The sequence below is a fragment of the Marinoscillum sp. 108 genome (assembly GCF_902506655.1).
GTDB classification, from domain to species: domain Bacteria; phylum Bacteroidota; class Bacteroidia; order Cytophagales; family Cyclobacteriaceae; genus Marinoscillum; species Marinoscillum luteum.
This window is the reverse complement of the sequence record NZ_LR734808.1, coordinates 3,403,434-3,428,479: the sequence shown is the minus strand read 5'-3', so window position 1 is coordinate 3,428,479 and position 25,046 is coordinate 3,403,434. Positions and strand designations below refer to the sequence as shown.

The following is a 25,046-nucleotide window of genomic DNA, read 5'->3' as shown; positions in this document are numbered from 1 at the left end:
CAACGGTTTTTGATCAATACTATAAGTAAAAGACCTTTTCGAGGTAAATGACCATAGCTAATTGAAATAAATGTGTTTTTAACAAAATATTATTCCATATTTTGTGACGAATGTAGAATAAACTTCGATTTGTTATGATATTCCCAATAGGGTTAACGTCACAAGAGGTTCTTGCGAACAGGAATGAGGAGCTTACTCATGGAATCGATTCCACGATACACCAGCGCCCTGGCAGACTTCACTTTCATCCCGAGAAGGCTCGCAATCTGATCGTATTTTAAACCTTCGTAGTAGAATAAGAGAAGGGCTTCCTTCTGAAGAGGTGGCAATTCATTAAGTTTTGCCGCAATCATGCTTCTCTTCTCTTCATCTATCTGCTGATTGATCAACACCAGCTCAGGAGAGAGGGATATAGCAAAGGGATAGGCATCACCCATGTCCCCGGATTGCTCCTTAGTCATTTTGGTAAGGACTTTCACCAGTTTATTGCGCAGAGATTTGAAGAGGTAGTACTTGATGGAGTTAGTGTTGCCCAGACGCTCCTTATTGTTGATGATCTCTATAAAAAGATCATGAATAGCATCTTTCACAATTTCCTTTGAGGTCAGCTGGCAGCCGTAGTTGTACAGTGGGTTGGCGTAGTTCCTGTAGATGAATGTGAGCGCAGCCTTATCCCCCTTCTTAAACTTTTCCCATACCACCTCATCGTCCACCGTTGCTTCAGAAAGCGATGGATATTTTTTATCAAATATACCTCTATCAACTGACGAATCTAGGTAGGGATTCTCCATGGGGTTAGGCTGGTTTGTTACAATAATCTCATTAGATTTTCGTAAATCCTATTCCATTTTGAAGAATTTTGTATTTGCCAGGGGTATTATTTGAATATTTTTAATCAATAAAATCATCATTCCACCTGCTAAAAACCTCGTGATTTGAAAGCAAAGGCGCTTAGTTTGCTGTCTGAATGAAGTATCCTGAAAATGCAGACCCGCTTTGATTTAATCAAGTGGAGTAACCCTGGCTTCCGACAAAATAAAAAACAAATGCAGCGGATCATTGGCATTGAGCTCCAGGCGGCCGGTGACCCGCACTCTGGAATCCTCCGTTGCCACTTTGTCTTTTGTATAAATTTCGGCAACCGTCTCGGGCCCGGCATTTCCACAGAAAAAGCAGTTGTTATAAGGAAAACGCGAAAGCACAAAAAAATCACCCTCACGGCTCGTTTGGAGTGGAATCACATACCCTTCAATGGTCACGATTTCTCCCTCGAAGCCCTTCAGCTCCTCCGAAAAAACAGGAACCTCTGTCTCTTCTCCCAAAAAATCATCAAAGCCGCTAACCAGTTCCAGCCGGGACAAAGTTTCCCATCCCTGAAACGGACTCTGGAGCAACCAGGCAAAAAGGATTAGTACCACTCGCATAATAGAAGTTAATTTGTAAACCAAAACTATAGAAACTACCGTTTGTTAGTCGGTACCTTGTTTAACAACTTTACTTATTACTTTTAAAGTCTATGAGCCTCATAATCGACACTAAAGATATCAAGAAGAGCTATGTGATGGGTAGCGAAACCATCCACGCCCTCAAATCCATTTCCATCCAAATAGAACGTGGCGAGTATGTAGCCTTCATGGGACCTTCAGGATCAGGTAAATCCACCCTCATGAATATCATCGGTTGCCTGGACACTCCGTCAGACGGGACCTACATCCTCAATGATCACGACGTGAGTGATCTGACAGAAAACGAACTGGCAGAAATCAGAAATAAAGAGATTGGGTTTGTTTTTCAAACTTTCAACCTTTTGCCACGAGCTTCCTCCCTGGAAAACGTGGCCCTGCCCCTGATCTATGCTGGCTATGGGAAAGAAGATCGGGAAGAAAAAGCCCTTGCCGCGCTGGATGGTGTGGGCCTGGCAGATCGCGCTCAGCACAAGCCCAATGAACTCTCAGGGGGACAGAGGCAGCGTGTGGCCATAGCTCGGGCACTGGTAAACGACCCCAGTATCATACTTGCGGATGAGCCTACCGGAAACCTGGATTCCAAAACCTCTTATTCCATTATGGATTTGTTTGCCGACCTGCATCAAAAAGGCAATACCATCATTATGGTTACACACGAAGAGGACATAGCCGAGTATGCACATAGGATTATCAGGCTTCGGGATGGGCTGATTGAGTCTGATGAAGTCAATAAAAACGTGCGATCAACTGTTGCAGCTGTTTAAATAAACCATATGAGTACCAAGTTATATACCAAGACAGGAGACAAGGGCCAGACGTCCCTTTTGGGGGGTAAGAAAGTTTCGAAATCTGACCTTAGAATCGACGCTTATGGAAATGTGGATGAACTCAATTCCTTTATCGGATTGCTTAAAGACCACCCCGAAGTGGAAGCTCGCATTGGGAATCAATTCTATTGGATTCAGGAGAATCTTTTCACCATAGGGTCCATTCTGGCCACCGCGCCAGGCTTCACCGGATTTAAATTACCAAAGGTCACGGAGGTTGAAATCAAACAATTGGAAGTTTGGATAGATAAAGCAAGCGGTGAACTTCCAGAATTAAAAAATTTTATTCTGCCGGGAGGTCATCAGGTTGTATCTTTGTGCCACGTTTGCAGGACAGTCTGCCGCAGGGCTGAAAGAAGCATTATTGCGCTCTCACAAGAAGAACCAGTGGAGAGTGAACTAATCAAATTCATGAACAGGCTTTCGGACTACTTTTTTGTGATGTCTCGAAAAATGGCTCAACTCCTGAACGCACCGGAAACTCCCTGGAGTCCAGGTAATGATTAAAAAATATATCTAATTATTTGAGGTATGACTGAGACAATCGACATCAACATCACGAAAACCAAACATTCGAAAATCCACGAGGCAGACCTGGAAAAGCCGCAATTTGGATCAGTTTATTCAGACCACATGTTCCTGGCCGACTACAGCAATGGACAATGGCAAGACCTGAGAATAGTCCCGTACGGCAACCTGAGCATTTCACCTGCCAACACTACCCTACACTATGCCTCTACCATTTTTGAAGGATTGAAGGCCAACAGATCTGCTGACGGGGAAATTTTGGTCTTCAGACCAGATGCCAATGCCAGAAGGCTTCAGGCAAGTGCGGAAAGAATGTGTATGCCTCCCGTGCCAGAGGAGCTTTTCATGAGTGGCCTCACCGAACTACTGAAACTGGACAGTAGCTGGGTACCATCTGCCCCGGGCACCTCACTTTACATTAGACCCTTGCAGTTGGCCATGGATCCTTATATTGGCATTCGACCATCCAACTCTTACCAGTTTCTGATCATCACCGGCCCCGTAGGCGCCTACTATGCAGAGCCTGTAAAAGTAAAAATAGAAACCAAATACACCCGTGCAGCTCAGGGCGGAACCGGATTTGCCAAAACTGGAGGCAACTACGCTGCTGCGCTCAAGCCCGCAGTAGATGCACAGAAAGAGGGCTTTAATCAGCTCATCTGGACTGATGCCAAAACACACGAGTTTGTGGAAGAAAGCGGAACGATGAACCTGATGTTTGTCATCAATGACACACTGGTAACGGCCCCCGCCGGTGACACCATCCTCAACGGCATCACCCGGGACAGCATCATCCAGCTGGCCAAAGACAAAGGAATGAAAGTGGAAGAGCGCCCGGTAAGGGTAAGCGAGGTGATTGATTCCATAAAGAACGGCAGCATGCAAGAGGCATTTGGTGCAGGCACTGCAGCTACCGTGGCACAAATCAAACTCATTCATCATGAGGGAGTGGATTATCACCTACCTCCAGTAGAGGACTGGAAATATTCCGCGGACTTTTTGGACACACTGACCAAAATCAAAACAGGAGAAATACCAGATCCACACAACTGGATCTATAAAATCTAAAATCACAAAAGCAGTTTGTTACAAACTGCTTTTTTTGTTTATACCGCTTTCAGTAAGCATATCTCTCGCCACTCCAGCCCTCACTTTCGGTCAACTATTAGGAAATCAGGCTCCTTTTGTGTAACTTATTTGACTACCCAAACTCAAATGATATGGTTAAAAGTTACCGGGGCGTGCAGCAAGCCAAGCCCCTCCCCAAAGCTCAGAAAGTAAGTGTGGCCGATTATATGTCCACCAAACTCATCACTTTTCGTCCCGACCAGCACATGGATGAAGTCATCGAAACCCTCCTGAAAAACAAAATATCAGGCGGTCCGGTGGTGAACGAACATGGGGAACTGGTAGGCATCATCTCAGAGGGTGACTGTATGAAAGAAGTGGTGCGTGGAAAATACAATAATATGCCCAATCTCAATGGTAAGGTATCGGAGCACATGACCACAGGCGTCATTAGTATTTCTCCTGAAACGAACATCTTCGATGCGGCTAAAATGTTCCTGGATAAGCGAATCAGGAGGTTTCCGGTGGTCAATATGGGCAAACTGATGGGCCAGATTTCTCAGAAAGACATCATGAGAGCCGTGCACAGTATGCAGAGTAGCACCTGGTAGAAAACCCAGCTTTTTAATGTACTCAATTTCTGTCCTTCAATTTCAAATCTGTATAACTTCGCACTCGAATATTCGACAACACTAAATCTCACAACATGACTACAGATCAGTTGAAAGACTTGAAGGCCCGTATCTCGGCCTTGAGGAGGTATCTTTGACTATGATGCCAAGAAAAAAGAAATAGAGGAAGAAGAGTTGGTTACAGCTCAGCCCGATTTTTGGAACGACCCGCAAAATGCGGAGACCACTATGAAGGCGATCAGAGCTAAGAAGACCTGGACCGACCACTTCGAACAAGTAGCAGCCTCTGTGGAGGAAGCTGAAACCCTGCAGGAGTTTCTAAATGAAGGTGAGGGCACAGAAGCGGAAGTGAATGCTGCCTATGAAAAAGCCCTCTCAGACGTAGAGGAACTCGAATTCAAAAAGATGCTTTCCGGCGAAGAGGATCAACTCTCAGCCATGCTTCAGATCAACCCCGGAGCGGGTGGTACTGAAAGTAATGACTGGGCCGGAATACTCATGAGAATGTACATCATGTGGGGAGAGGCCAATGGCTACAAAGTGCGCGAGGTGGAATTTCAGGCAGGTGATGTGGCCGGGGTAAAATCCGTGACACTTGAATTTGACGGTCCGCTGGCCTATGGTTTTCTTAAATCGGAAAATGGTGTCCACAGGCTGGTGAGAATTTCACCCTTTGACAGTGGCGGAAGACGTCACACCTCCTTTGCATCGGTATATGTGTATCCTGTGGTGGATGATTCCATTGAGATAGACATCCATCCCAATGACATAGAAATGCATACTTCACGCTCCGGTGGTGCGGGTGGACAGAATGTAAACAAGGTGGAAACCAAGGTGCAGCTGACCCACAAACCAACGGGTATTGTGGTAGTGTGTCAGGTAGAGCGCTCCCAGCTGGCCAACAGGGAAGGTGCCATGAAAATGCTGAAATCCCAACTGTACCAGATGGAGATAGAAAAGCGCAACGCTGAACGCGACAAGGTGGAAGCAGGGAAGATGAAGATTGATTTTGGCTCTCAAATCCGAAATTATGTGCTCCACCCCTACAAGCTGATCAAAGACGCTCGAACAGGACATGAACGCACCGATGTGCAAAATGTACTGGATGGAGATATTAATGACTTTATCAAAACCTTCTTACTCCATCAGCAAGACTAGGCATGTTCAAAAAGTACTCTAAGAACTTTTGGCTCCTGTCTTTTAGCTCATACTTATTCTTTTCCTCCTTTACCATGATTATTCCGGAACTTCCGGCATATCTCACTAGTATGGGAGGGAAAGAATACATTGGGCTCATCATTGCGCTCTTCACCCTCACAGCGGGGATTTCCAGGCCATTTAGTGGTAAGCTCACAGATCACTGGGGAAGAATACCGGTGATGGTAGTGGGCGCTACAGTGAGTGGGCTGGCCGCACTTCTGTATCCTGTTGTGGCCACGGTTTCAGGCTTTCTCCTGATCCGGCTTTTTCACGGATTTTCTACCGGATTTAAGCCCACGGGCACCTCAGCATATATTGCCGACATAGTACCTGCCGATAAGCGAGGAGAGGCGCTGGGCATTTCCAGTTTTTTCGGGTCCGTAGGAATGGCCTCAGGCCCAGCCATTGGCTCATGGTTTTTCCTTCAGTATGGGATCGACGGCCTTTTCTACCTCAGCTCCGTTTTTGCTTTCGCCTCTGTGGCCATCCTGATAGGCATGAAGGAGACCCTAAAAACAAAGCAGGCCTTTCACCCCAAAATGTTGAAAATTTCGCGTTCGGACATTTTTGAACCCTCTGTATTCACCCCCTCCACCGTGATGATACTGACCACACTGGCCTTTGGCACGGTGGTTACGCTGGCGCCGGACTTTAGTGATTTTCTGGGCATCAAAAACAGGGGGCTGTTCTTTGTCGTATTTACCAGCTCTTCACTGTTGGTGAGGATCATTGGTGGTCAATTATCTGATCGCTTTGGGAGGAAAGTAGTCCTGAAAGTAAGCACCCTGTTGATTTTCACAAGTATGATTGTGCTGGGATTCTCCATCACACCATTTCAATTTTTCGCAGGCGCATTCATCTTTGGGATTGGGTATGGCCTGAATTCACCTACACTTTTCGCATGGACGATTGATCTGAGCCCTGAAGCGAGCCGAGGCAAGGGTGTGGCTACACTATTCATATTTCTGGAAATAGGGATTGGTGTGGGTGCGCTAATATCGGGCACTGCCTATCAGGGGGTAAACGAGCGTTTTCCCCTCATATTTGGAGCAGCAGGTTTTTTCTCCTTAATTGCTTTCCTTTACCTCCAGTTTTTTAATAGAAAATGAAAGAACGAATCGCCATAGGGGCTTACATGATCTTTGGGACGCTGAATATTACGGCGCAGCTGATCGACGCACCACAACTCGCCCAGACCTCCAAAATCCTGCTGGTACCCACACTGATTTATCTGGTTTTTGTAATGGCCGGGGGCATGGTCACTCTGCCCAGGTTACTTCTGGCAGTTGGGCTTACTTTTTCATGGGCTGGAGATATTCTCCTGCTATTTCCGGATGAGGAAATCTATTTTCTGGGAGGGTTGGGAATGTTTCTGGTGGCGCAGGTGCTTTACACCATTGTGATGTACAAATCGGCCTACAGCAAGCCAAGGGTAAATGTGAAAGCACTGCTTCCCATTGTTCTGTATGGCGTTATCCTTTTCTACTTCATATTACCTCATACGGGCAATCTGGCAGGGCCTATCATTGCCTATGCTGCCTGCATACTGGGCATGGTGAGCATGGCGCGGTTTCGTCAGGGAAAAACTTCAGACGAGAGTTATCAGCTGGCATTCTTCGGAGCTGCCCTCTTTGTGCTTTCTGATAGCTTTATAGCGCTTGATAAATTTGTGATTGATATTCCCCTGTCCACGTTTTGGATCATGTCCACCTATATAGTGGCTCAGTTTCTCATTGTAAAAGGGGTGATGAGTCATCCCGGGGGATAAACGGGGAAGGTTAGTTGGTGTAGTGAAAGGCTACATTGCCCAGTGCTACATCCACTTTGAAGGTGAGAAGGTTTTTGGCATCTGCCCGATAATTCATATTGACAAAGACATTACGCTCTACCTCTTCAAACCCTTCTGCAAGACGCATCCCGCAAAGAGGACTGTCCTTCATATAAATAATCATAGGCACATCCCGACCAGGAAGAAATACGTCCAGATTGCCAGCGCCTACTGAGGCATCCACGGTACACCTGGTGTCACTGGCATCACTAAAATCCAGCAAGGCGCGACCAAAACCTATATTGGCCATTACATATTTGGCACGTGCGAGCTCCAGGTGTCTGGCCACAATAGAACCCATATCGGCCTTCACCCAGAAGGTATCCATTTCGATCTTGTTGGGCTCGCCATCACTGTAGTCCACCAAAATGTCTGCACTCCCTGATCTCACTTTGAAATTCTGCACGGAGGTACCACTCAGGTCCACGTCTGCATTTCCAAAACCATAGCTCAGATTGAGCCTGTACTTCTTTTCCCTATCAAAAATGATCTTCCAGTAGTTGTTTTGCTCTGATTTATCCCTGATCATGGCCAGAAGAATCCCGTCGCTCAGGCTGGAGGATCTAAACTCCTGTAGGTCCAGGTGAACCTTGCATACATCATCGACTATTTTACTTCGAAATGAGGGATTGATCTTATCCAGATCGGGATTGCCATAAATAGAAAGAGGCCCTTCGGAATCTGATGATTTGATGAAACAGTTTCCAGCAGTAGCCTCTAATGTGAAATCTATGGTGCTATAACCAGAGGTCTCCTTTAGGGTATAAAACTTCTTTAACTGTCCGTAACAAAACGAAAAAAGCAGCCCAAAAGCCGCTGTGAATACCAACCGCAACATGCCTATCCAATACGTATTAAATGCACATGAGTTGCCAATTTAAATTAAGCGCCAAAAAATTCCTTCATATTCTCGAAAAAACCTTTTTCTCCTTTGGTCGGATTAGGCGTGAAGTTCTCCGAATCCCTCAAAGACTCTAATGTAGCCCTTTCATCCTTGCTCAGGTGTTTTGGCGTCCACACATTCACGTGGATCAGCTGATCTCCTATACCGTATCCTTCGATATCCTTAATTCCTTTTCCTCTCAATCGAAGAATTTTTCCGCTTTGTGTGCCGGGCTCAATTTTGATTTTCACCCGATTGTTCACCGTGGGCACTTCTACTTCAGTACCCAGTGCTGCATCTATGAAGCTCACGTGTAGCTCATAAATCACGTTGGTTCCGTCCCGCTTAAGGGTTTCATCAGGTTGTTCTTCTATCAGGATGAGCAAGTCTCCGGGAATACCACCCGCTACTTCGTTGCCCTTCCCGCTCATGCTCAGCTGCATGCCATCCGACACTCCGGCAGGAATCTTCACCGAAATCACATCTTCCTCACGCTTCATCCCCGAACTGTCAGTGCCAGGTGATCGGCTATCCACGGTCTGGCCCACCCCACCACAGGTAGGGCACGTAGAAGTAGACATCATCTGCCCCAGCATGGTGTTCATGACCTTTCTTACCTGTCCGGTACCCTGGCAAGTGCTACAGGTTGCAAATTTCGTGTTAGGGTCAACTACCAGTCTGTTAACCTTGATTTTCTTCTCTACTCCGTTGGCAATTTCCTGAAGTGTAAGTTTTAGCTTGATCCGAAGATTGGTGCCCTTTCGGGTACGTCGGCTTCTGCCACCGCCTCCACCACCAAAAAAGCTATCGAATGGACTTCCGCCTCCACCACCGAAGATGTCTCCGAACTGCGAGAAGATGTCATCCATGTTCATCCCGCCACCACTGTAGCCACCAGCTCCACCAACACCCTGATGACCGAAACGATCATATCGCTGACGTTTCTCGTCGTTGCTCAGGACTTCATAAGCCTCCGCTGCTTCCTTGAACTTCTCCTCAGCTTCCTTATTGTCTGGATTTTTGTCTGGGTGATACTTGATAGCGATCTTACGATAAGCTTTTTTGATCTCATCCTTAGAGGCGCCCTTATCTACTCCCAGTATTTCGTAATAGTCTCTTTTAGCCATTATTATGATTTTGCTCCGGTTACCACTTTGGCAAATCTCACCACCTTATCACTCAGGAAATATCCATTCTCCACTACGTCCACAATCTTACCTGCCAATTCTTCTTCGGCCGGTATTTGCGTGATCGCCTCATGATAGTCGTCGTTGAAGTCATCTCCTTTGTTGACTTCCATTTTCTTCAACCCTTTTGATTCAAGAATCTTTTTGAATTTGTTGTAGATCAATTCCGTACCCTCTTTGGCTGGAGTCATTTCTTCGTTTTCCTCCATGGATTTCAGTCCACGTTCGAAATCATCCAACACGGGCACCAGACTTTCGATCAATTCCTTACTGGCAGACCCGATTAATTCAATCCGCTCTTTAGCAGTTCGTCTCCTGAAATTTTCGAACTCTGAGTACAATCTCAAGTACTTGTCCTTTGCTTCGCTTAACTCGATACTCAATTTCTCCAGCTCAGTTGGTTCCTCTTCTGCTGTCGCAGCTTCAGCTCCGCTTTCTTCGTTCTCGGTCACAGGCTGGTCGGTATTTTCCTCCTGATTGACTTCTATATTCTGATCTAGTTCTTTTTCTTCTACTTTTTCCTTCTGCATCGGTAATACACTTTTTTAGAGATAGCTCACTGTTGGCAATTTCTTTGCCAAAGCCGTAGAGGCTGACAAGTTGTCAGAAATGGCCACTACTCAGTGCAATCAGACATTTAGCATTTGCCAAATCTTGTCCTTCAGCTCTTGTATGCCAAGTCCTGTCACACTCGAAATATAAACGTAGGGTAGATCTGGCAGCTCGGCTTCCATCTCAGCCAAAAGCTCTTCATCGAGCAAATCTGACTTGGTGATGGCCAATAGTCGCTGCTTGTCCAATAACTCGGGATTGTACTTCTCAAGCTCACCAAGCAAGATGTTGTATTCTGCTTTGATGTCTTTGGCATCCGTAGGAATCATAAAAAGCAGCATGGAATTACGCTCAATATGGCGCAGGAAACGAATCCCAAGCCCTTTACCATCTGCCGCACCCTCTATAATCCCGGGAATGTCTGCCACCACAAAGGAGCGTTCGTCACGATATGGAACCACACCCAGGTTAGGCACCAGGGTGGTAAAAGGGTAATCTGCTATTTCAGGCTTGGCAGCAGAGATAACTGAAAGCAGTGTGGACTTACCTGCATTGGGGAAGCCCACAAGACCCACATCGGCTAAAATTTTGAGTTCGAGAATAATCCACTTTTCTACTCCGGGTATTCCTGGCTGGGCATGTCTTGGTGCCTGGTTAGTAGGTGTGGCAAAATGGGCATTGCCCTGACCTCCCATACCACCGGGCAACAAAATTTGCTCATGCCCATCTTCCATAATCTCGAGCAGGACTTCTCCTGTTTCAGAATCTTTGGCCACAGTGCCTACAGGCACATCCAGGTAGATGTCACTACCACCTAGTCCGAAACGTTTTCCTCCTTCACCATTGCCTCCATGCTCAGCCTTGATATGCTTGCGGTATTTGAGGTGGATGAGTGTCCACATTTGCTTGTTGCCACGCAGGATGATATGTCCCCCTCGGCCGCCATCTCCTCCATCGGGACCGCCTTTTGGTACAAACTTCTCTCTTCGAAAGTGAACTGAACCGGCTCCCCCATCACCTGACCTGGCGTAGAGTTTTACGTAATCAATAAAATTGGAATCCATTCCTTAAGTAAAACTGTCAATCACTGTGCATATCTGATTAAATATTCCTTCGATAGTACCAACCCCATTGATGCCATTGAATTTTCCCTGCTGCTTATAATAACCAGCCACTGGAGATGTCTCCTCTTCATACACCCTTATTCTAGTGGTGATTTTGGCATCATCCTGATCGTCTACCCGACCAGAGGTTTTAGCACGCTCCTTGATACGAGCCCTGAGCTCATCCTCGGGTACTTCCAGAGCCACCATGCCAGATATTTGCAAACCGTGTGCAGTCAGCATTTTATCCAACTCAGCAGCCTGATTGATGGTGCGTGGAAAACCATCAAAAATGAACCCCTTTGCATCAAGCGTCTCCTTGATCTTATCCTCTACCATGCCCACTACCACCTCATCAGGTACTAGTTTGCCCTCATCCATATACTTCTGAGCCAGCTTCCCGAGCTCGGTTCCTTCTCCCAAATGTTTTCGGAAAAGATCGCCGGTAGAGATATGTGCCAGCTTATACTTTTCAATGATATTCTCACTTTGTGTACCCTTTCCTGCTCCGGGAGGGCCAAACAGTACGATATTTAACATGGTATAAAATGCTTAATTCAATAATTAAATATAGTGATTAATAATACATGTGAACTTAGTCAATGGCAGCATATATCTGTGACAACTGCCGACCATGACCATCGTAATCCATGCCGTATCCTACTACAAATCTATTTGGAATAGCTATCCCACAATAATGTACCGGAAACTTGTCATTAAAAACCTCCTTTTTAATAAGTAAAGTGGCCAATGAAACAGAGGCCGGTTTCTTTTCTTCCAGCAAACCTAACAGATACTTCAGCGTGATCCCAGTATCGATGATATCCTCCACTACCACTATATGCTTGCCGCTCAACTCATCACTAAGACCTATCAGGCTCTTCACCACTCCTGTGGTCTGCTCACCCTCATAAGACTTCAATTTCACCAACTCCAGAGTAAGAGATACCTCCAACTTCTTCAGTAAATCCGCCAAAAGCATAAAGGCGCCATCCAGCACGCCAAGTATCACTACTTCCTTTCCTTGAAAATCCCGATTGATCTCCTCCGCCAACCTACCGATTGCAGATGCTATCTCCTTTTCCGAAAGGAATAGCTCGAAGGGCTTTCCATGCAAAGCAATTTTCTTCCCCGTCATAGCTTTTCCATCAGGTATATATACATGGCAATCATTGCCGTAAGATCTTTGATCGCTACCCGCTCATGTGGCGAATGGACGTTGTCCTCTGGGGCTCCAATAAAAAGCCAGTCGATCGGGTAAGGAGAATGATGAATCTCACGGCCATCGCTGGAACCACCACCTTCCACTTCCAGCTGGTGGGCTATTCCCGACTCGGCCGCCAGCTCCAGTACACGATCGAGAAATTTCCGCCTCGGAATATTTCTATCCCGCATTGAAATAGCCACTCCTGATTCGTGCTGAACACCTTCGGTCACCCAGGTAATGTCTGAAATCAAACACTGCTTTATTGAATAATTCTCCGCGAGGTATTTAATCAGCATGGGCACTGAGCCTCCACCGTGCTCCTCAAACGAACTGAAAACAATCACTCCATCTGTCAGGTGTTCGGCCACTTTCAGGGCATTATAGATTCCAAGCCGGTTGTCCATGTAAGGGCCTTCCAGAAATCCCTCACCCACTTTTAGCGCTGGCTTCCAGGTAAGCGTGGTACCTGTCTCAATGGCCCGAGGAAAATCATAAAACAACTGTCCTTCGTCATCTACCCTGAGGGTACATTGTATCAGTCCTTTGCTATCTCTTCCCACAAGCTCATAGCCATTTTCCACATCAGGTCCGCCTATCGGCACCAGCTGATCGTGATACCTCACTGTGAAACCAATGGTATCCATATGGGCGAAAATGGCGGTGCGTGGCTCGCCAAAAACGAGGATGAGATTGTCCTGCAAAAAATCTCCCGACAAAATCTTTGGTTGAACTTTCCAGCTATGGGAGTGCTTTCTTACGTATTGGGTAATGAAGTCCCGCATCAGGTATTCGCTACCGGATGGAGATGGAATGTCTATGAGCTGTTCGAGTAGTTTCATTACAAAAAGGACGCAAAGATAACTTTATCGTAAAGACCCATGCTCATAAATTTCGTATAAATTCACGCGCTCAAAATCAATCCAGAATGCCAGTGATCTTAAAATACCTAACAGTGTATGCCCTGAGTGCGCTCAAAATCATTTTCGGGCCCACCTTAGGCCTTGCTTATGGGTTTTCTGTCCTTGAGACCACCCTCCTATCCCTCCTGGGTATGATGAGTACGGTGTACCTTCTTACTTACTTTGGCCCTGAAATCAGGAATCTGTCACTGCGGCTGTTCAAGTCTAAAAAGAAGCGTAAAAACTTCACGCCCAAGCGACGAAGACTTGTCAGAATCTGGACAAAATATGGTGTAGCCGGCATTGCCTTCTTCACACCCATCCTCCTTTCACCCATTGGAGGCGCCATCCTGGCCAATGCCTTTGGCGGTAAGCGCTCTGAAATCATTCGGTGGATGTGGCTCTTTGGTGCCGTATGGGCATTTATCCTCACCTTGCTCACGAGGTATGCCGGATGGTTGCTGGAAGATTTTGGAGTGATCTAAGGCCCTATTCGGGAACCTCCTCATCGTCCATTATTTCGATATCCTGGATCAACACTCGCCTGGAAATAGCCTGCCCAGTGGGGGTAGCTGCCAGTCCTCCCAGTGCTGTTTCTTTGTACTTGGCTTCCATGCTCTGACCGATCTCTCCCATTGCATCCACGCATTCGTCTACAGGTATCACCGGGCTCACATCCGCCAGGGCTATCTGAGCAGAAGAGTTGGCAATGGCTGCCGCACTGGCATTGCGCACTACGCACGGGATCTCCACCAGACCAGCTACCGGATCGCAGACCAGCCCCAGCATACACTGTATGGTGATGGCCACTGAATTAAACGCCTGATCTACGGTGCCGCCAAGGGCATACACAATGGCCGCTGAAGCCATGGCCGCAGCTGCGCCCGTCTCTGCCTGACAACCACCCACTGCTCCAGAAATAGAGGCACGCTTTTCCATAATCAATGCCACTCCGGCACCAATTAACAAGCCTTCCAGGATCATCCGGTCGGGCAGGTCATGTATTTCCTGCAGGGTAACCATGGTGCCAGGTAAAATGCCGGAAGCGCCAGCAGTAGGTGCTGCCACCACTCGGCCCATACATGAGTTGACCTCCTTGGCCGCCAAAGCTCTTGATATCAATTTTTGAAATTCTGGAGAGAGGACTGACAATGGGAGGTTGGCTACCTTTTTCGCGCCACTGTTGATCATTCCTGAGAATGAGTTCATTTCCTGAGTAAGGCCCGTCTGCACCGCCTCTCGCATCACGAGGTAGGCCTTAGACAGTCCGGTCCATACCTCTTCTTCGCTCTTCCCTTTTTGCTCCCTTTCATACCGGAGCACGGGTTCATACAGGGGCTTGTTTTCATCCGAACAGTACTTACGCCATTCGTCGAAACTATCAAATAAGATACTCATATCTATGTCATTTTTGGGGTTCTGCAAAGTTATAGGAAATGATTGTCCCTTCGCTATTTACTACTACAAAGGATTAGTGGATAAGATTCAGTTTCTATATTTGCGCCCATGTTGAAGAATGACCTCATCTCAAGAGCGGCCCGTGGAGAAAAAACGGAACGAACCCCAGTATGGGTAATGCGCCAGGCCGGAAGAATATTGCCAGAATACCGGGCTGTCAGAAACGGATTGAGCGGTTTCAAGGAGCTGGTGGAAACGCCTGAGCTAGCCGCTGAGGTCACCATTCAGCCAGTGGATATTCTGGGAGTAGACGCGGCCATTATCTTCTCGGACATACTGGTCATCCCAGAAGCCATGGGACTCCCCTATGAGATGGTGGAAAAAACAGGCCCCATTTTCAGGAAGACTGTGGCCACTACGGAAGACCTGACTTCACTCAAAGTAGCCAAAGCTGAGGACCTTTCTTATACCCTGGAAGCCATCAAAATCACCAAACGAGAGTTATCTGGCCGAGTGCCGATCATTGGCTTTGCCGGGGCTCCATGGACCATCTTCGCCTACATGGTAGAAGGAAGCGGTAGTAAGACCTTCTCTAAGCCGAGAAAAATGCTCTATACCGATCCGGAATTGGCCCATCGGCTGCTGGACATGATCACTCAAAGCACCATTGCCTACCTGAAAGGACAAATAGCAGCAGGTGCGGACATGGTGCAGATCTTTGACTCGTGGGCAGGTGTACTGCCCCCTGAGCAGTATCAGAAATTCTCATTGGCCTACATTGAGCAGATTGCGGCAGCGATCACTGAGGTGCCAGTGACAGTCTTTGCCAAGGGTGCTTTTTTCGCCATCGCAGACATGGCCAACATCAGCTGTAACACAGTGGGGCTGGATTGGAACATGGATGTGCAAGAGGCGCGAAAACTTCTTCCCGGAAAAACCCTGCAGGGTAATATGGATCCTTGTGCCCTCTATGGCACCTTTGATCAGGTCAAATCAGAAACCATTAAGATGTTGAAAGCATTTGAGGGGCATCCGCACATAGCGAACCTCGGACATGGCGTGTATCCAGATACTGATCCGGATAAAGTCAGATGCTTCATAGATACAGTGAAGGAATACCGGGCTTAGCCGCGAATGTTCTTCACCAGCTTTTTCCTGAGCTCTTCCGGATCAAAGGGTTTGGTAATGTAGTCGTTCATCCCATAATGGAGCACTTTCTCCTGCACCCTCACCAACGCTGAGGCTGTTAGTGCCACGATGGGCACGTTGTTTTTGGTGGCTCTGATGGCCCTGGTGGCTTCGTACCCATCCATCACTGGCATTTGCAAATCCATCAGTATGATGTCATAGTAGTTGCTGGAAGCCTTTTCCACAGCGACTTCCCCATTTTCTGCCAGATCAATTTTCATATGCCAGCTCTTTAGAAATTTCTTAGCCACCACCACATTCATGGTATTGTCTTCCACCAAGAGCACCTGCCTCCCATGGAGTTTCTCTACCATGCCCTGCTCCTGATCTTCCATGGATACTGGAGCCACCTTGCGAGCCACCCCCCTGGTATATTCCTGCTCGAAAAAGAATGTAGTCCCTTCACCGAGCTTACTTTGCACCTGAATGGCAACCCCTTGGAGCTCTAACAATCTTTTGATGATAGAAAGACCGAGTCCAGACCCACCAAACTCTCTGGTAGTGGAGGAACTGGCCTGTGTGAATCTTTCAAAAATCTGCTCCAGCTTATCCTCCGGGATGCCTATGCCGGTATCCTCCACTTCATACCTGATCGTAATCCGATCCCGGCTCTCTCCTTGTCTACTTACCTTCAGGGTCACATGCCCTTCCTTTGTGAACTTGATGGCATTGTCCAGCAGGTTGTTGAGTACCTGGTTCAGGCGGGTTCTGTCTGTGATGATTTCGATCGCAATGGATTCATCAAACTCCAGGTTAAGGTCTAGTCCCTTGGCCTGTGCCTTAACGCGATATCCCCTATAAATACTGGTAATAACCTCCTTGAGGTTGACCGTCATTTCCTCAAATTCTATGGAGCCAAACTCCAGTTTATTGTAGTCGAGGATATCATTGATAAGGGAGGTGAGATTCTCTGCGGAATACTTGAGTGAAATCAGGTTTTCCTTTTGATCCTTCCGAGGTTTGTCCTGAAGTAAAAAGTGAGAGATACCAACTACGGCATTTAGTGGGGTCCTGATTTCATGCGAAATGGTACTCAAAAAATCCGTTTTTGCCTGAGAGGCTTTTTCAGCTTCTTCTTTGGCCTGCTTTAAAGAATTGGCAAATCGAAATGAAAGGATGAGTGACTGTGAAAAAAAGAAAGAGACGTACCCCCAGAATGAAACGGCCTTATTTTCTTCCAGGAGACCAAAATAGACAAAAATATTATACACAAATATCAGAAAGACCACTCCTACACTAATGAGACCAAAAGTGGAGTCCGGTCGACGATTGATTTTAGCTCTGACATAAATGAAAAACGTCAGTGCAATATAAATCAGTAATATGCCGAAAAAGGGCTCCACCAGATGAGAGTAAACCGACACTGGAAACAGAAGAGTAAGCCCAATAAACAGCAGACAAATCCCATCAAGTATGTCCCAAATAATTTTTTTCGCCTCCAGTGGGAAGGTATGATGCACAAAGCGTCCAAACGCAAAAGTGGCCAAAAACAGCGTGAGATATTCGATTCGGGTGGTCACATACCACGAGACGTCCACCAGTGAATGCAGCACATAATACCCAAAACCAATCACCCTGTAGCTGTAGATCAGGCAGAATAGCGCAAAATAAAGAATGGCTTTATCTCGTCTTCCGAAAAAATACAGACCCAGAAAAAAAAGGCCACCTGTAAGTAAACTGCCCGTAAGGATCAGGTCATAAGCCAGTAATGCCAGGTATTCAGCAGCCATCACCTCCGAAGTGCCTATTTGCATACCCTCTAAGGCACCGCCTTTGCTGTGATCAAAATTGGCAATCTGAAGGATCAGTTCGTTGGTATCCGACACATTAGGAAGGGCGACAAACTGAGGCTTCCATTTGGGCAAGTAAGCCTCGGGAGTAGTTGCCACCTGACCATTCTTGGCGATCAGCTTTCCATTGAAGTACAACGCGAAAGCGCTGTAAACATCCTCAACATAAAGCGTATAGTCGGAACGCTCCGGCAAGAGTATTATGGCCCGGTATGTAGCAAACCCGTTTGCATTCAAATGCTTGTCACCTACAAACTGATTGTTCCACAGTGAGGGAAACGGGAAATAGCCAGGAGTCAGTGTATCCAACTGACCGGGTAGCAGCAGTTGATCCCAATAAAACTCGTAGGTCCCATCGAGCGAAAGGCTTTTGCTGAAATCGGCGTTTCTCAAATCTATAGTAGCAGATTGAGTCTGCCCCATGGAGAAATTTCCAATAAAAAGTAACAGACAGCAAATGACAAATCGCGATGCGAACATCCAGTATCAGGTATAGTGACGGAGCTTTTTTAAAAGTTCCCCCGGGTCAAAGGGCTTGATAATATAATCATTCATTCCCGAGTTTCTGATTTTTTTCTGTTCTTCGGGTAGTGCTGAGGCCGTCAAAGCGATAATTGGAGTCAGATTATTCTTCTTTCTGATTTCCTCAGCTGCTTCAAAACCATCCATCACCGGCATCTGCAGATCCATCAACACCACGTGAAAATTGCGGGTTGAGATGGCTTCTATTGCCTCTATACCATTTGCCGCCACAGTCACACTGGCTCCCCACTTATTTAAAAACTTGGATGCCACCATCACATTGATCTGATTGTCTTCAACCAATAGCACATCAAGCGGCAGTTGTTGTTCCTCTATGTTGTCAGGCATGCTCTCTAATATAATATCTTCAACTATTGCGAATTGCTGAGTGAACCAAAACAATGAGCCATTGCCCAATTCACTCTCCAGCATCAGGTCAGACCCCTGCAATTTGAGCAATTTTTTTGTAATGGTAAGCCCCAGACCTGTACCTCCGTAGCGTCGGTTAGTGGAGGAACTCGCCTGTGTAAAACTCTGAAAAATATCCTCTTGTCGTTGCTTCTCTATCCCGATACCAGTATCTGCTACTTCAAATTTAATGACCACATGGTCATTGGTCTGTGATTCGCATTTTAAACTCAACCTGATCACTCCTTCTTCTGTAAATTTAATGGCATTGCTCAGCAGATTGGTCAGTATCTGACTAGTTCGGGTCTGATCACAGGATATGAATTGCGGAATTCGATCATCACACTCAAAGACGACTTTCAGCTTTTTGGCATCCGCAATCGGCAAAAACACACGGTTCAGGTTCTCAATAAGCGACCGGATATCGACCGACCTGTATTCAAACTCAATTTTATCAGCCTCAATTTTACTGAAGTCAAGAATATCATTGATGATGACCAGGAGGTTTTCAGCTGAAAACTTGAGGGTATTGAGGGTTTCTTCCTGATTTTTGGTGGGTTGATCTCCCAGCAAATAGTTGGACAACCCTATCACAGCATTCATGGGTGTCCTGATTTCATGAGACATCATAGAAAGAAACTCCGACTTGGTGCGGGCGGCATGTTCCGCTTGCTCTTTGGCCTCTTTCAAGGAATTGGTAAAGAGAAAAAACAAAATGAGCGACTGAAAAAAGAAGAACGCCAGGTACCCCACAAAGGAAATCAACTCAATCTCTTCCGCCGCACCCATATAAAGGTAAATCTTGTAAGAGAAGATCATTAAAATCATCAGCGAGCTGATCAAAGCATATCTGGACCCCTCCATGTTTCGCTGATATGCCCGGATGTATACATACGCCACGATTAAAATACCCGCGAGGAGCAGAATCAAATAGGCATCCACCAAGCTGGTGAAAACCGTTGGTGGAAAAATCAATGTAATGCCAGAAGCTAGGATGGAAATGGCCACGAAAACATACAGGGGATTGACACGATATTTCAGTGGAAAAAGTGCGTGCGTATAAAGTGTGAAGAAGATAGGAGGCACAAATAGCGATAGATATTCAAGGCGAATACTCGTCAGCCACGCCATACCCGGATAAATAATTTGTAAGGTATAATCATCAGCACCCACCACCCGATAGGAAAAAGTGAGACAAAAAACTGAAAAGAAAATGGCTGACTTTTCTCGTTGACCGAAAAAATAAAGGGCACAAAAAAACAAGCCGGTCATTACCAAAGTACCAGTCAGCAACAAGTCAAAAGCCAGAAGTTCGTTGGCCTGACTTCTCAAAAAAGCCTCATCGCCTAAAAGAATCGCTTCTCTGGCTCCACCTTTCCGGTGAGAAAAATTGGAGATCTGAAGGGTAATCCGAACAGTGTCCTGATCTGGTAATTCAATGATCTGGGGCACCCATTTGGGATCTGAGGTAGCCGGATCCATTCCTACCTGCCCACCAAAATCGATCCTTTCATCCTCGATATACAGTCTGGCTGCCGAATAGACATGTTTGATTCTCAGGGCGAGATCCGTCCGATCACGTGGTAGCAGAATAGTCAAATGGTAAGTAGCAAAACCATTCCGTGAAAGCGACACTCCACCATGGGAGCTGTGATTATTCCAAAGCTCGGGGAAATAAAAAAAGTCCTGAGTGGAAGATGAGATAGCGTCCGGGGAGAGCAATTGCTCCCAAAAAAAAGTCCATTCACCATTCAGGGGAACGGGCGCAGCGGATAGGTCAGCATCCCTCAAATCCAATACCCCTTTCTGCGCCTCGCGTGCTGTGACATTCATGCCAATAGCAAAAAGTACGATGACGCACAATAAGAATTTCCCGTTCATTAAAAACTGCTGGTTTACTTCAACTGCGCTAAGAGAAGTTCATTGGATTGAGCTTCTCCAAGCAATCGGATGGGGTCTATCGGCATCACTCCAGGATACTCACAGACAATACCGCCTCCTAAGTTAGCCAACTCAGCGGTAAATAGCAGTGGCAAATTCAGTGCACAGCAGAGTCCGGCAATAGAAATGACCGTATCTCCAGCCCCTGACACATCCGATATGCTGCGCAAATGCGCCGGCAATTTTCCGGATACTGCGTCTGAATAATAATAAACACCTTCCCCGGAAAGTGTTAACAGCAGCTGGTCAAATTGAATTTTGCCCGATAGTAGAGTGGCGCCATCAGCCAGGGAAGACTCATCGAGACTCAATGCCTCAAGCCCCAATCCGGTTTTCATTTCTGAGAGATTGGGTTTGAACAGACTCACGCCCTGATAAGTAAGGAAATTTTTCTTTTTGGGATCTACCACCACTGGCACGCTGCACTCCTGCGCCGCTCGAATAATCCACTGAATCAGCTCCTTACTCAGACAACCTTTATCATAGTCTTGCAGTAGAATCAAGTCCACCTCACTTATGAGCGGTTCGATGATTGCAGTCAATAACGAACGCTCTACAGCCGTTAGCGACCGTTCGGTTTCTCTGTCTATCCTAAGCAGGTGTTGAGAACCGGAAAGAACCCTGTGCTTGACAGTGGTCACTCGTTCGTCGCTTTTGACTACTTGTGCAGCAGAAATTCGCTGTTGCTCCAGCAGCTGGATCAGTAAATCCGCCTCCGGATCCGCTCCGGCGAGCGTACAAAGAATAGGGTGGGCACCAAGCGCCTGGATATTGAGCGCCACGTTGGCTGCTCCGCCAAGGCGATGCTCGGTCTTTTGGGCCTGTAAGATGGGTACAGGTGCCTCCGGAGATACCCGGTGCACCTCACCATATGTGTAAGTATCGACCATCGAATCACCGATGATCAATACTTTCATTTTTGTAAAAGCATTGAAAACCCCCTCAATGGAGTCAAATGCCATTATGCTAGTTTAGCCAATGATGCCTTCATCCTGCTCATGGCCGTTTTCAGATCCTCAACAGAAGCAGCATAAGACAGTCTCAAACATCTGGGATCACCAAATGCCTCACCAGTCACTACCGATACATTGGCATCTTCCAATAAAAACAGACTTAAGTCGGTGGCGTCAGCAATGACCTTCCCGTTGACACTTTTGCCAAAATAGCTGCTCACATTGGGGAAAAAATAGAAGGCTCCACCAGGCATATTCACCTCCACACCGGGAATTTCACTCAGCAGGCCATACACCAGCTCCCGTCGGCTTCTGTACTCCTCCACCATCTTGTAAGATGGCTCATAGTCTGAAGTCAGGGCCGTCAACGCGGCACGCTGAGCTATTGAACAGTTGGCTGAGGTGATCTGCCCCTGCATTTTATTGGCTGCTTTGGCCAGCCATAGGGGAGCTCCGATGTACCCCACTCTCCAGCCAGTCATTGCAAATCCTTTGGCAAATCCGTTGACAGTAACTGTACGATCCTCCATGCCTGCAATGGCACCGATGCTCACATGCTTCTCTCCGTAGTTGATCAACTCATAAATTTCATCGGAGATCACCACGATATTTGGATATTCTTTCAGCACTTCCGCGATAGCCTCCAGTTCTTCCTGAGAAAAAACAGAACCTGTGGGATTACATGGTGATGAAAAAATCAATGCTTTTGTTTTGTCCGTGATAGAGGCTTTCAGTTGCTCGGCTGTTGCTTTAAAGTCATGTTCCAAATCTCCATTCACAAAAACACACTTCCCCTCAGCCAGTTCCACCAAAGCGCTATAGCTCACCCAGTATGGCGAAAATACGATCACCTCATCACCCGGATCCAGCAGTGCCAAAAATACGTTGGCAATAGACTGCTTGGCTCCATTGGAAACCACAATCTGATCAGGCGAATAATTCAATCCGTTTTCCTTCTTGAATTTGGCACTGATAGCTTCTCTGAGATCCAAATAGCCATTTACCGGAGGGTACGCAAAGTACTTTCCTTCATCAATGGCCGCTTTCGCTCCCTCCTGAATGTGTTTAGGCGTCTTAAAGTCCGGCTCGCCCAAGCTAAGGCTTATTACGTCCACTCCATTCTGCTTCAGCTCCCTTGCCTTTGCTGCCATGGCCAGGGTTGCAGATTCTGCCATATTTTTGATTCGCTCTGATCGTAAATCCATTATCTTTATTCGTTTTGAGGTGCAAAATTAATTAAATCAAATACATCATCAAATGAGAAAAACTATCTATTTTATATTTATATGTGTCTTTTTTTTGAAATTTTTCAATGCGAAAGCGCAAGAATCCAAAATCAAGTTTGGCGCATACCTGGATACCTACTATAGTTTTGACTTTAGCAAACCTCTGGATAATCAACGACTTTACGTCACTCAATACGATAAACACAACGAATTTAACCTGAGCCACGCCTGGGTGAGTGCCGCCTACGAAGAAGATAAAGTCAGGGCTAGTCTGGCCCTACAGGTGGGAACCTATCCGGCCAACAACTACGGGGCAGAACCAGAAAAACTCTACCAAATGGTGTATGAAGCGTATGCGGGGTATCAGGTAACAAAAAAAGGATGGTTGGATGTGGGGATTTTTGGCGGACATTTTGGTTATGAAAGTGCCTTGTCTCTGGATCGGGATCTGTATTCTCCCGCACTGGCCACTGAGTACACCCCATACTATCAGTCTGGTCTGCGGTACACCCACGACCTCTCAGACAAAACACAGCTAAGAGCAGTAGTTCTCAACGGCTGGCAAAATATAGGTGAAACCAACAATAAAAAATCACTGGGTATCGCCGTGGACCACACGCTGAATGAATCATTCAAAATAAGCTATGGTAACTATTACGGCAATGAGAGCACCAACAGCAACATGGACCTGATGAGGTTTCACAACAATCTGATTCTCGAGGCAAAGCCCCTTAAGAATTGGAAAATTGCAGGTGTGCTAGACTACACCACACAAAGCAACAGCGCTACTGATAAAAACCTACACACTTCTTTTATCACGGTGATCAGCAAGTATACATTTTCTGAAAAATGGTCGGTGGCTGGCCGTTATGAAAACATCAATGACAAAGATGACCTACTCATCAATGGCATCACAGGCCAGTTTGCCATGAATGTCATTAGTCTGTCTGTAAACTATTACCCCACCGAAAATGCCGCATTCAAATTAGAAGCTAAAACCTACAAAGGCCCGTACAATAACTTCGCGGGTGAAGAGGGCGTGGGGGCCGGACTATTGGTCCTCGGAGCAGGAATGGCGATTAGACTCAACTAAAAAACAAAACCCCTGCTGCGAAGATCACAGCAGGGGTTTCATAACCAAATATCTATTAGCTATTAATTAGCGACAAACTCTTTAAGTCTTCTGTTTTTACCAGGCTCTCTCAATTTCTGAAGTGCCTTTTCTCTTATTTGTCTCACACGCTCACGGGTCAATCCCATGGCATCTCCTATTTCTTCCAATGTGTAAGGATTGTCATGACCGATACCGAAGCTCATCATGATCACTTCTCTTTCTCTGGCTGTCAGGGTAGAAAGCGCCCTTAGTGTCTCCACCTTCAGTGAATCATTGAATACCAACTCACCATCTGTAGGACCTGTGGTTTGGTTTTCCAATACATCCAAAAGTGAACCAGACTCATCTTCACCAAAAGGTGCATCCATGGACATTTGCTTCACCTCAGCACCCAGTGTGTTTCGCACTTCACTAGGCTTCATGTCCAGAATTTCTGCCAATTCCTCCTCAGTTGGCTCACGCTCAAACTGCTGCTCGAGCTCAGCATAGGCTCTTCTGATCTGGTTGATCGCACCTGACTTGTTCATCGGTAGACGAACAATTCTCGACTGCTCAGCCAAAGCCTGCATAATGGACTGACGAATCCACCACACCGCATAGGAGATAAATTTGAAACCTTTGGTTTCATCAAATTTCTTTGCTGCCTTGATCAATCCCAGGTTTCCCTCGTTGATGAGGTCATTCAAAGGAAGGCTTCTGTTTTGGTACTGCTTCGCCACAGATACCACGAACCTCAAGTTAGCCTTTACCAACTTCTCCAGAGCCAGCTCATCACCCTCGCGGATTCTTTTAGCTAGCGTCACCTCCTCATCAGGAGTAATCATCGGTACATTACTTACTTCAGTAAAGTACTTCTCCAGAGTGTGACTCTCTCTTCGGTTGGTAATGGATTGTGTGATCTTGAGTTGTCGCATGTGCTTTCTTTATAGTTAATATTCCAATCAGCCGCTGGTTTTAAGATCAAAAACGGCCAATTTTTCCTTCAGAATCTATTTCGCTAAATTCAATTAAAGAACCGCGAATTTACGAAAATATTGAGTACGGATCAAATTCTTTTAGACAATAAATTCCAACCTTAATAAAACTCGCTAAGTGGTAAATAGGTTTCACTTTTGGAAAAATTTAC

At 46.4% G+C, this 25,046-nt stretch carries 25 protein-coding genes; 10 read left to right on the top strand and 15 right to left on the bottom strand.

The window, feature by feature from the left end; genetic code table 11:
- Positions 1-158 precede the first annotated feature (158 nt).
- Both GV030_RS13970 and GV030_RS13965 read right to left on the bottom strand, forming a co-directional pair.
- Entirely contained in the window at positions 159-791 is a 633-nt protein-coding gene (locus GV030_RS13970) for an RNA polymerase sigma factor (protein WP_159583057.1), read from the bottom strand.
- Positions 792-1,001: 210 nt separating this feature from the next.
- Entirely contained in the window at positions 1,002-1,424 is a 423-nt protein-coding gene (locus tag GV030_RS13965; RefSeq protein WP_159583055.1) for a hypothetical protein, read from the bottom strand.
- Between the two features lie 92 nt (positions 1,425-1,516).
- On the opposite strand from GV030_RS13965, the gene GV030_RS13960 reads away from it, so the two are divergent.
- The 7 genes from GV030_RS13960 to GV030_RS13930 all read left to right on the top strand — a co-directional run bounded on the left by GV030_RS13960 (position 1,517) and on the right by GV030_RS13930 (position 7,489).
- Positions 1,517-2,230: an ABC transporter ATP-binding protein gene (locus tag GV030_RS13960; RefSeq protein ID WP_159583053.1), complete on the top strand. Its 714-nt coding sequence runs from the start codon at positions 1,517-1,519 to the stop codon at positions 2,228-2,230.
- A gap of 9 nt (positions 2,231-2,239) precedes the next feature.
- Positions 2,240-2,800 (top strand): cob(I)yrinic acid a,c-diamide adenosyltransferase, encoded by a 561-nt coding sequence (locus GV030_RS13955; RefSeq protein WP_159583051.1) that lies wholly within the window; start codon positions 2,240-2,242, stop codon positions 2,798-2,800.
- A 24-nt stretch (positions 2,801-2,824) separates the two neighbouring features.
- On the top strand, positions 2,825-3,889 hold the full coding sequence (locus tag GV030_RS13950) for a branched-chain amino acid aminotransferase (protein ID WP_159583049.1): 1,065 nt from the start codon (positions 2,825-2,827) through the stop codon (positions 3,887-3,889).
- 152 nt (positions 3,890-4,041) lie between these two features.
- On the top strand, positions 4,042-4,500 hold the full coding sequence (locus GV030_RS13945) for a CBS domain-containing protein (RefSeq protein ID WP_159583047.1): 459 nt from the start codon (positions 4,042-4,044) through the stop codon (positions 4,498-4,500).
- Positions 4,501-4,595: 95 nt separating this feature from the next.
- Positions 4,596-5,679 (top strand): peptide chain release factor 2 gene (gene prfB, locus GV030_RS13940; RefSeq protein WP_159583045.1). Its coding sequence is split into 2 segments (ribosomal slippage): positions 4,596-4,655 and positions 4,657-5,679, totalling 1,083 coding nucleotides; the frame shifts between segments, so codons are not numbered across the junction.
- 2 nt (positions 5,680-5,681) lie between these two features.
- On the top strand, positions 5,682-6,830 hold the full coding sequence (locus GV030_RS13935) for an MFS transporter (RefSeq protein ID WP_159583043.1): 1,149 nt from the start codon (positions 5,682-5,684) through the stop codon (positions 6,828-6,830).
- Positions 6,827-7,489: a lysoplasmalogenase gene (locus GV030_RS13930; protein WP_159583041.1), complete on the top strand. Its 663-nt coding sequence runs from the start codon at positions 6,827-6,829 to the stop codon at positions 7,487-7,489. The genes GV030_RS13935 and GV030_RS13930 overlap by 4 nt, the downstream gene beginning before the upstream one ends.
- Before the next feature lie 10 nt (positions 7,490-7,499).
- Here the strand turns inward: GV030_RS13930 and GV030_RS13925 are convergent, their stop codons facing one another.
- From GV030_RS13925 to GV030_RS13895, 7 genes are all read right to left on the bottom strand, one after another.
- Positions 7,500-8,387, bottom strand: coding sequence for a hypothetical protein (locus GV030_RS13925; protein WP_159583039.1), 888 nt, complete (start codon positions 8,385-8,387; stop codon positions 7,500-7,502).
- 44 nt (positions 8,388-8,431) lie between these two features.
- Positions 8,432-9,559, bottom strand: a complete 1,128-nt coding sequence (gene dnaJ / locus GV030_RS13920; protein WP_159583037.1) for a molecular chaperone DnaJ — start codon at positions 9,557-9,559, stop codon at positions 8,432-8,434.
- A gap of 2 nt (positions 9,560-9,561) precedes the next feature.
- On the bottom strand, positions 9,562-10,149 hold the full coding sequence (locus GV030_RS13915; protein WP_159583035.1) for a nucleotide exchange factor GrpE: 588 nt from the start codon (positions 10,147-10,149) through the stop codon (positions 9,562-9,564).
- A 99-nt stretch (positions 10,150-10,248) separates the two neighbouring features.
- Positions 10,249-11,235: a GTPase ObgE gene (gene obgE / locus GV030_RS13910; protein WP_159583033.1), complete on the bottom strand. Its 987-nt coding sequence runs from the start codon at positions 11,233-11,235 to the stop codon at positions 10,249-10,251.
- A gap of 3 nt (positions 11,236-11,238) precedes the next feature.
- Positions 11,239-11,814 carry an adenylate kinase gene (locus tag GV030_RS13905; RefSeq protein ID WP_159583031.1) on the bottom strand — a complete coding sequence of 192 codons (576 nt, stop codon included), beginning with the start codon at positions 11,812-11,814 and terminating at the stop codon, positions 11,239-11,241.
- A 55-nt stretch (positions 11,815-11,869) separates the two neighbouring features.
- The gene (gene hpt / locus GV030_RS13900) at positions 11,870-12,412 is read right to left on the bottom strand and encodes a hypoxanthine phosphoribosyltransferase (RefSeq protein WP_159583029.1); all 543 of its coding nucleotides are present in this window, start codon (positions 12,410-12,412) and stop codon (positions 11,870-11,872) included.
- Positions 12,409-13,320, bottom strand: coding sequence for a M20/M25/M40 family metallo-hydrolase (locus GV030_RS13895; RefSeq protein ID WP_159583027.1), 912 nt, complete (start codon positions 13,318-13,320; stop codon positions 12,409-12,411). The genes hpt and GV030_RS13895 overlap by 4 nt, the downstream gene beginning before the upstream one ends.
- Before the next feature lie 86 nt (positions 13,321-13,406).
- On the opposite strand from GV030_RS13895, the gene GV030_RS13890 reads away from it, so the two are divergent.
- Entirely contained in the window at positions 13,407-13,865 is a 459-nt protein-coding gene (locus GV030_RS13890; protein ID WP_159583025.1) for a hypothetical protein, read from the top strand.
- Positions 13,866-13,869: 4 nt separating this feature from the next.
- Here the strand turns inward: GV030_RS13890 and sdaAA are convergent, their stop codons facing one another.
- The gene (gene sdaAA, locus GV030_RS13885; RefSeq protein ID WP_159583023.1) at positions 13,870-14,778 is read right to left on the bottom strand and encodes an L-serine ammonia-lyase, iron-sulfur-dependent, subunit alpha; all 909 of its coding nucleotides are present in this window, start codon (positions 14,776-14,778) and stop codon (positions 13,870-13,872) included.
- A 108-nt stretch (positions 14,779-14,886) separates the two neighbouring features.
- On the opposite strand from sdaAA, the gene hemE reads away from it, so the two are divergent.
- Positions 14,887-15,906 carry a uroporphyrinogen decarboxylase gene (hemE, locus tag GV030_RS13880; RefSeq protein ID WP_159583021.1) on the top strand — a complete coding sequence of 340 codons (1,020 nt, stop codon included), beginning with the start codon at positions 14,887-14,889 and terminating at the stop codon, positions 15,904-15,906.
- Here the strand turns inward: hemE and GV030_RS13875 are convergent.
- The 4 genes from GV030_RS13875 to GV030_RS13860 all read right to left on the bottom strand — a co-directional run bounded on the left by GV030_RS13875 (position 15,903) and on the right by GV030_RS13860 (position 22,788).
- Positions 15,903-18,179, bottom strand: a complete 2,277-nt coding sequence (locus GV030_RS13875) for an ATP-binding protein (RefSeq protein WP_159583019.1) — start codon at positions 18,177-18,179, stop codon at positions 15,903-15,905. The two genes, hemE and GV030_RS13875, sit on opposite strands and share 4 nt — an antisense overlap.
- A 63-nt stretch (positions 18,180-18,242) precedes the next feature.
- Complete coding sequence (locus GV030_RS13870) at positions 18,243-20,567, bottom strand: response regulator (RefSeq protein WP_159583017.1); 2,325 nt, start codon at positions 20,565-20,567, stop codon at positions 18,243-18,245.
- 14 nt (positions 20,568-20,581) lie between these two features.
- Positions 20,582-21,589 carry a bifunctional heptose 7-phosphate kinase/heptose 1-phosphate adenyltransferase gene (locus GV030_RS13865; protein WP_159583015.1) on the bottom strand — a complete coding sequence of 336 codons (1,008 nt, stop codon included), beginning with the start codon at positions 21,587-21,589 and terminating at the stop codon, positions 20,582-20,584.
- Positions 21,589-22,788: a pyridoxal phosphate-dependent aminotransferase gene (locus tag GV030_RS13860; protein ID WP_159583816.1), complete on the bottom strand. Its 1,200-nt coding sequence runs from the start codon at positions 22,786-22,788 to the stop codon at positions 21,589-21,591. The genes GV030_RS13865 and GV030_RS13860 overlap by 1 nt, the downstream gene beginning before the upstream one ends.
- Positions 22,789-22,837: 49 nt before the next feature.
- Between GV030_RS13860 and GV030_RS13855 the strand changes: the two genes are divergently transcribed.
- Entirely contained in the window at positions 22,838-23,899 is a 1,062-nt protein-coding gene (locus GV030_RS13855; protein WP_159583013.1) for an outer membrane beta-barrel protein, read from the top strand.
- Positions 23,900-23,961: 62 nt separating this feature from the next.
- Here the strand turns inward: GV030_RS13855 and GV030_RS13850 are convergent, their stop codons facing one another.
- On the bottom strand, positions 23,962-24,834 hold the full coding sequence (locus GV030_RS13850) for an RNA polymerase sigma factor RpoD/SigA (protein WP_159583011.1): 873 nt from the start codon (positions 24,832-24,834) through the stop codon (positions 23,962-23,964).
- Between the last annotated feature and the right edge of the window lie 212 nt (positions 24,835-25,046).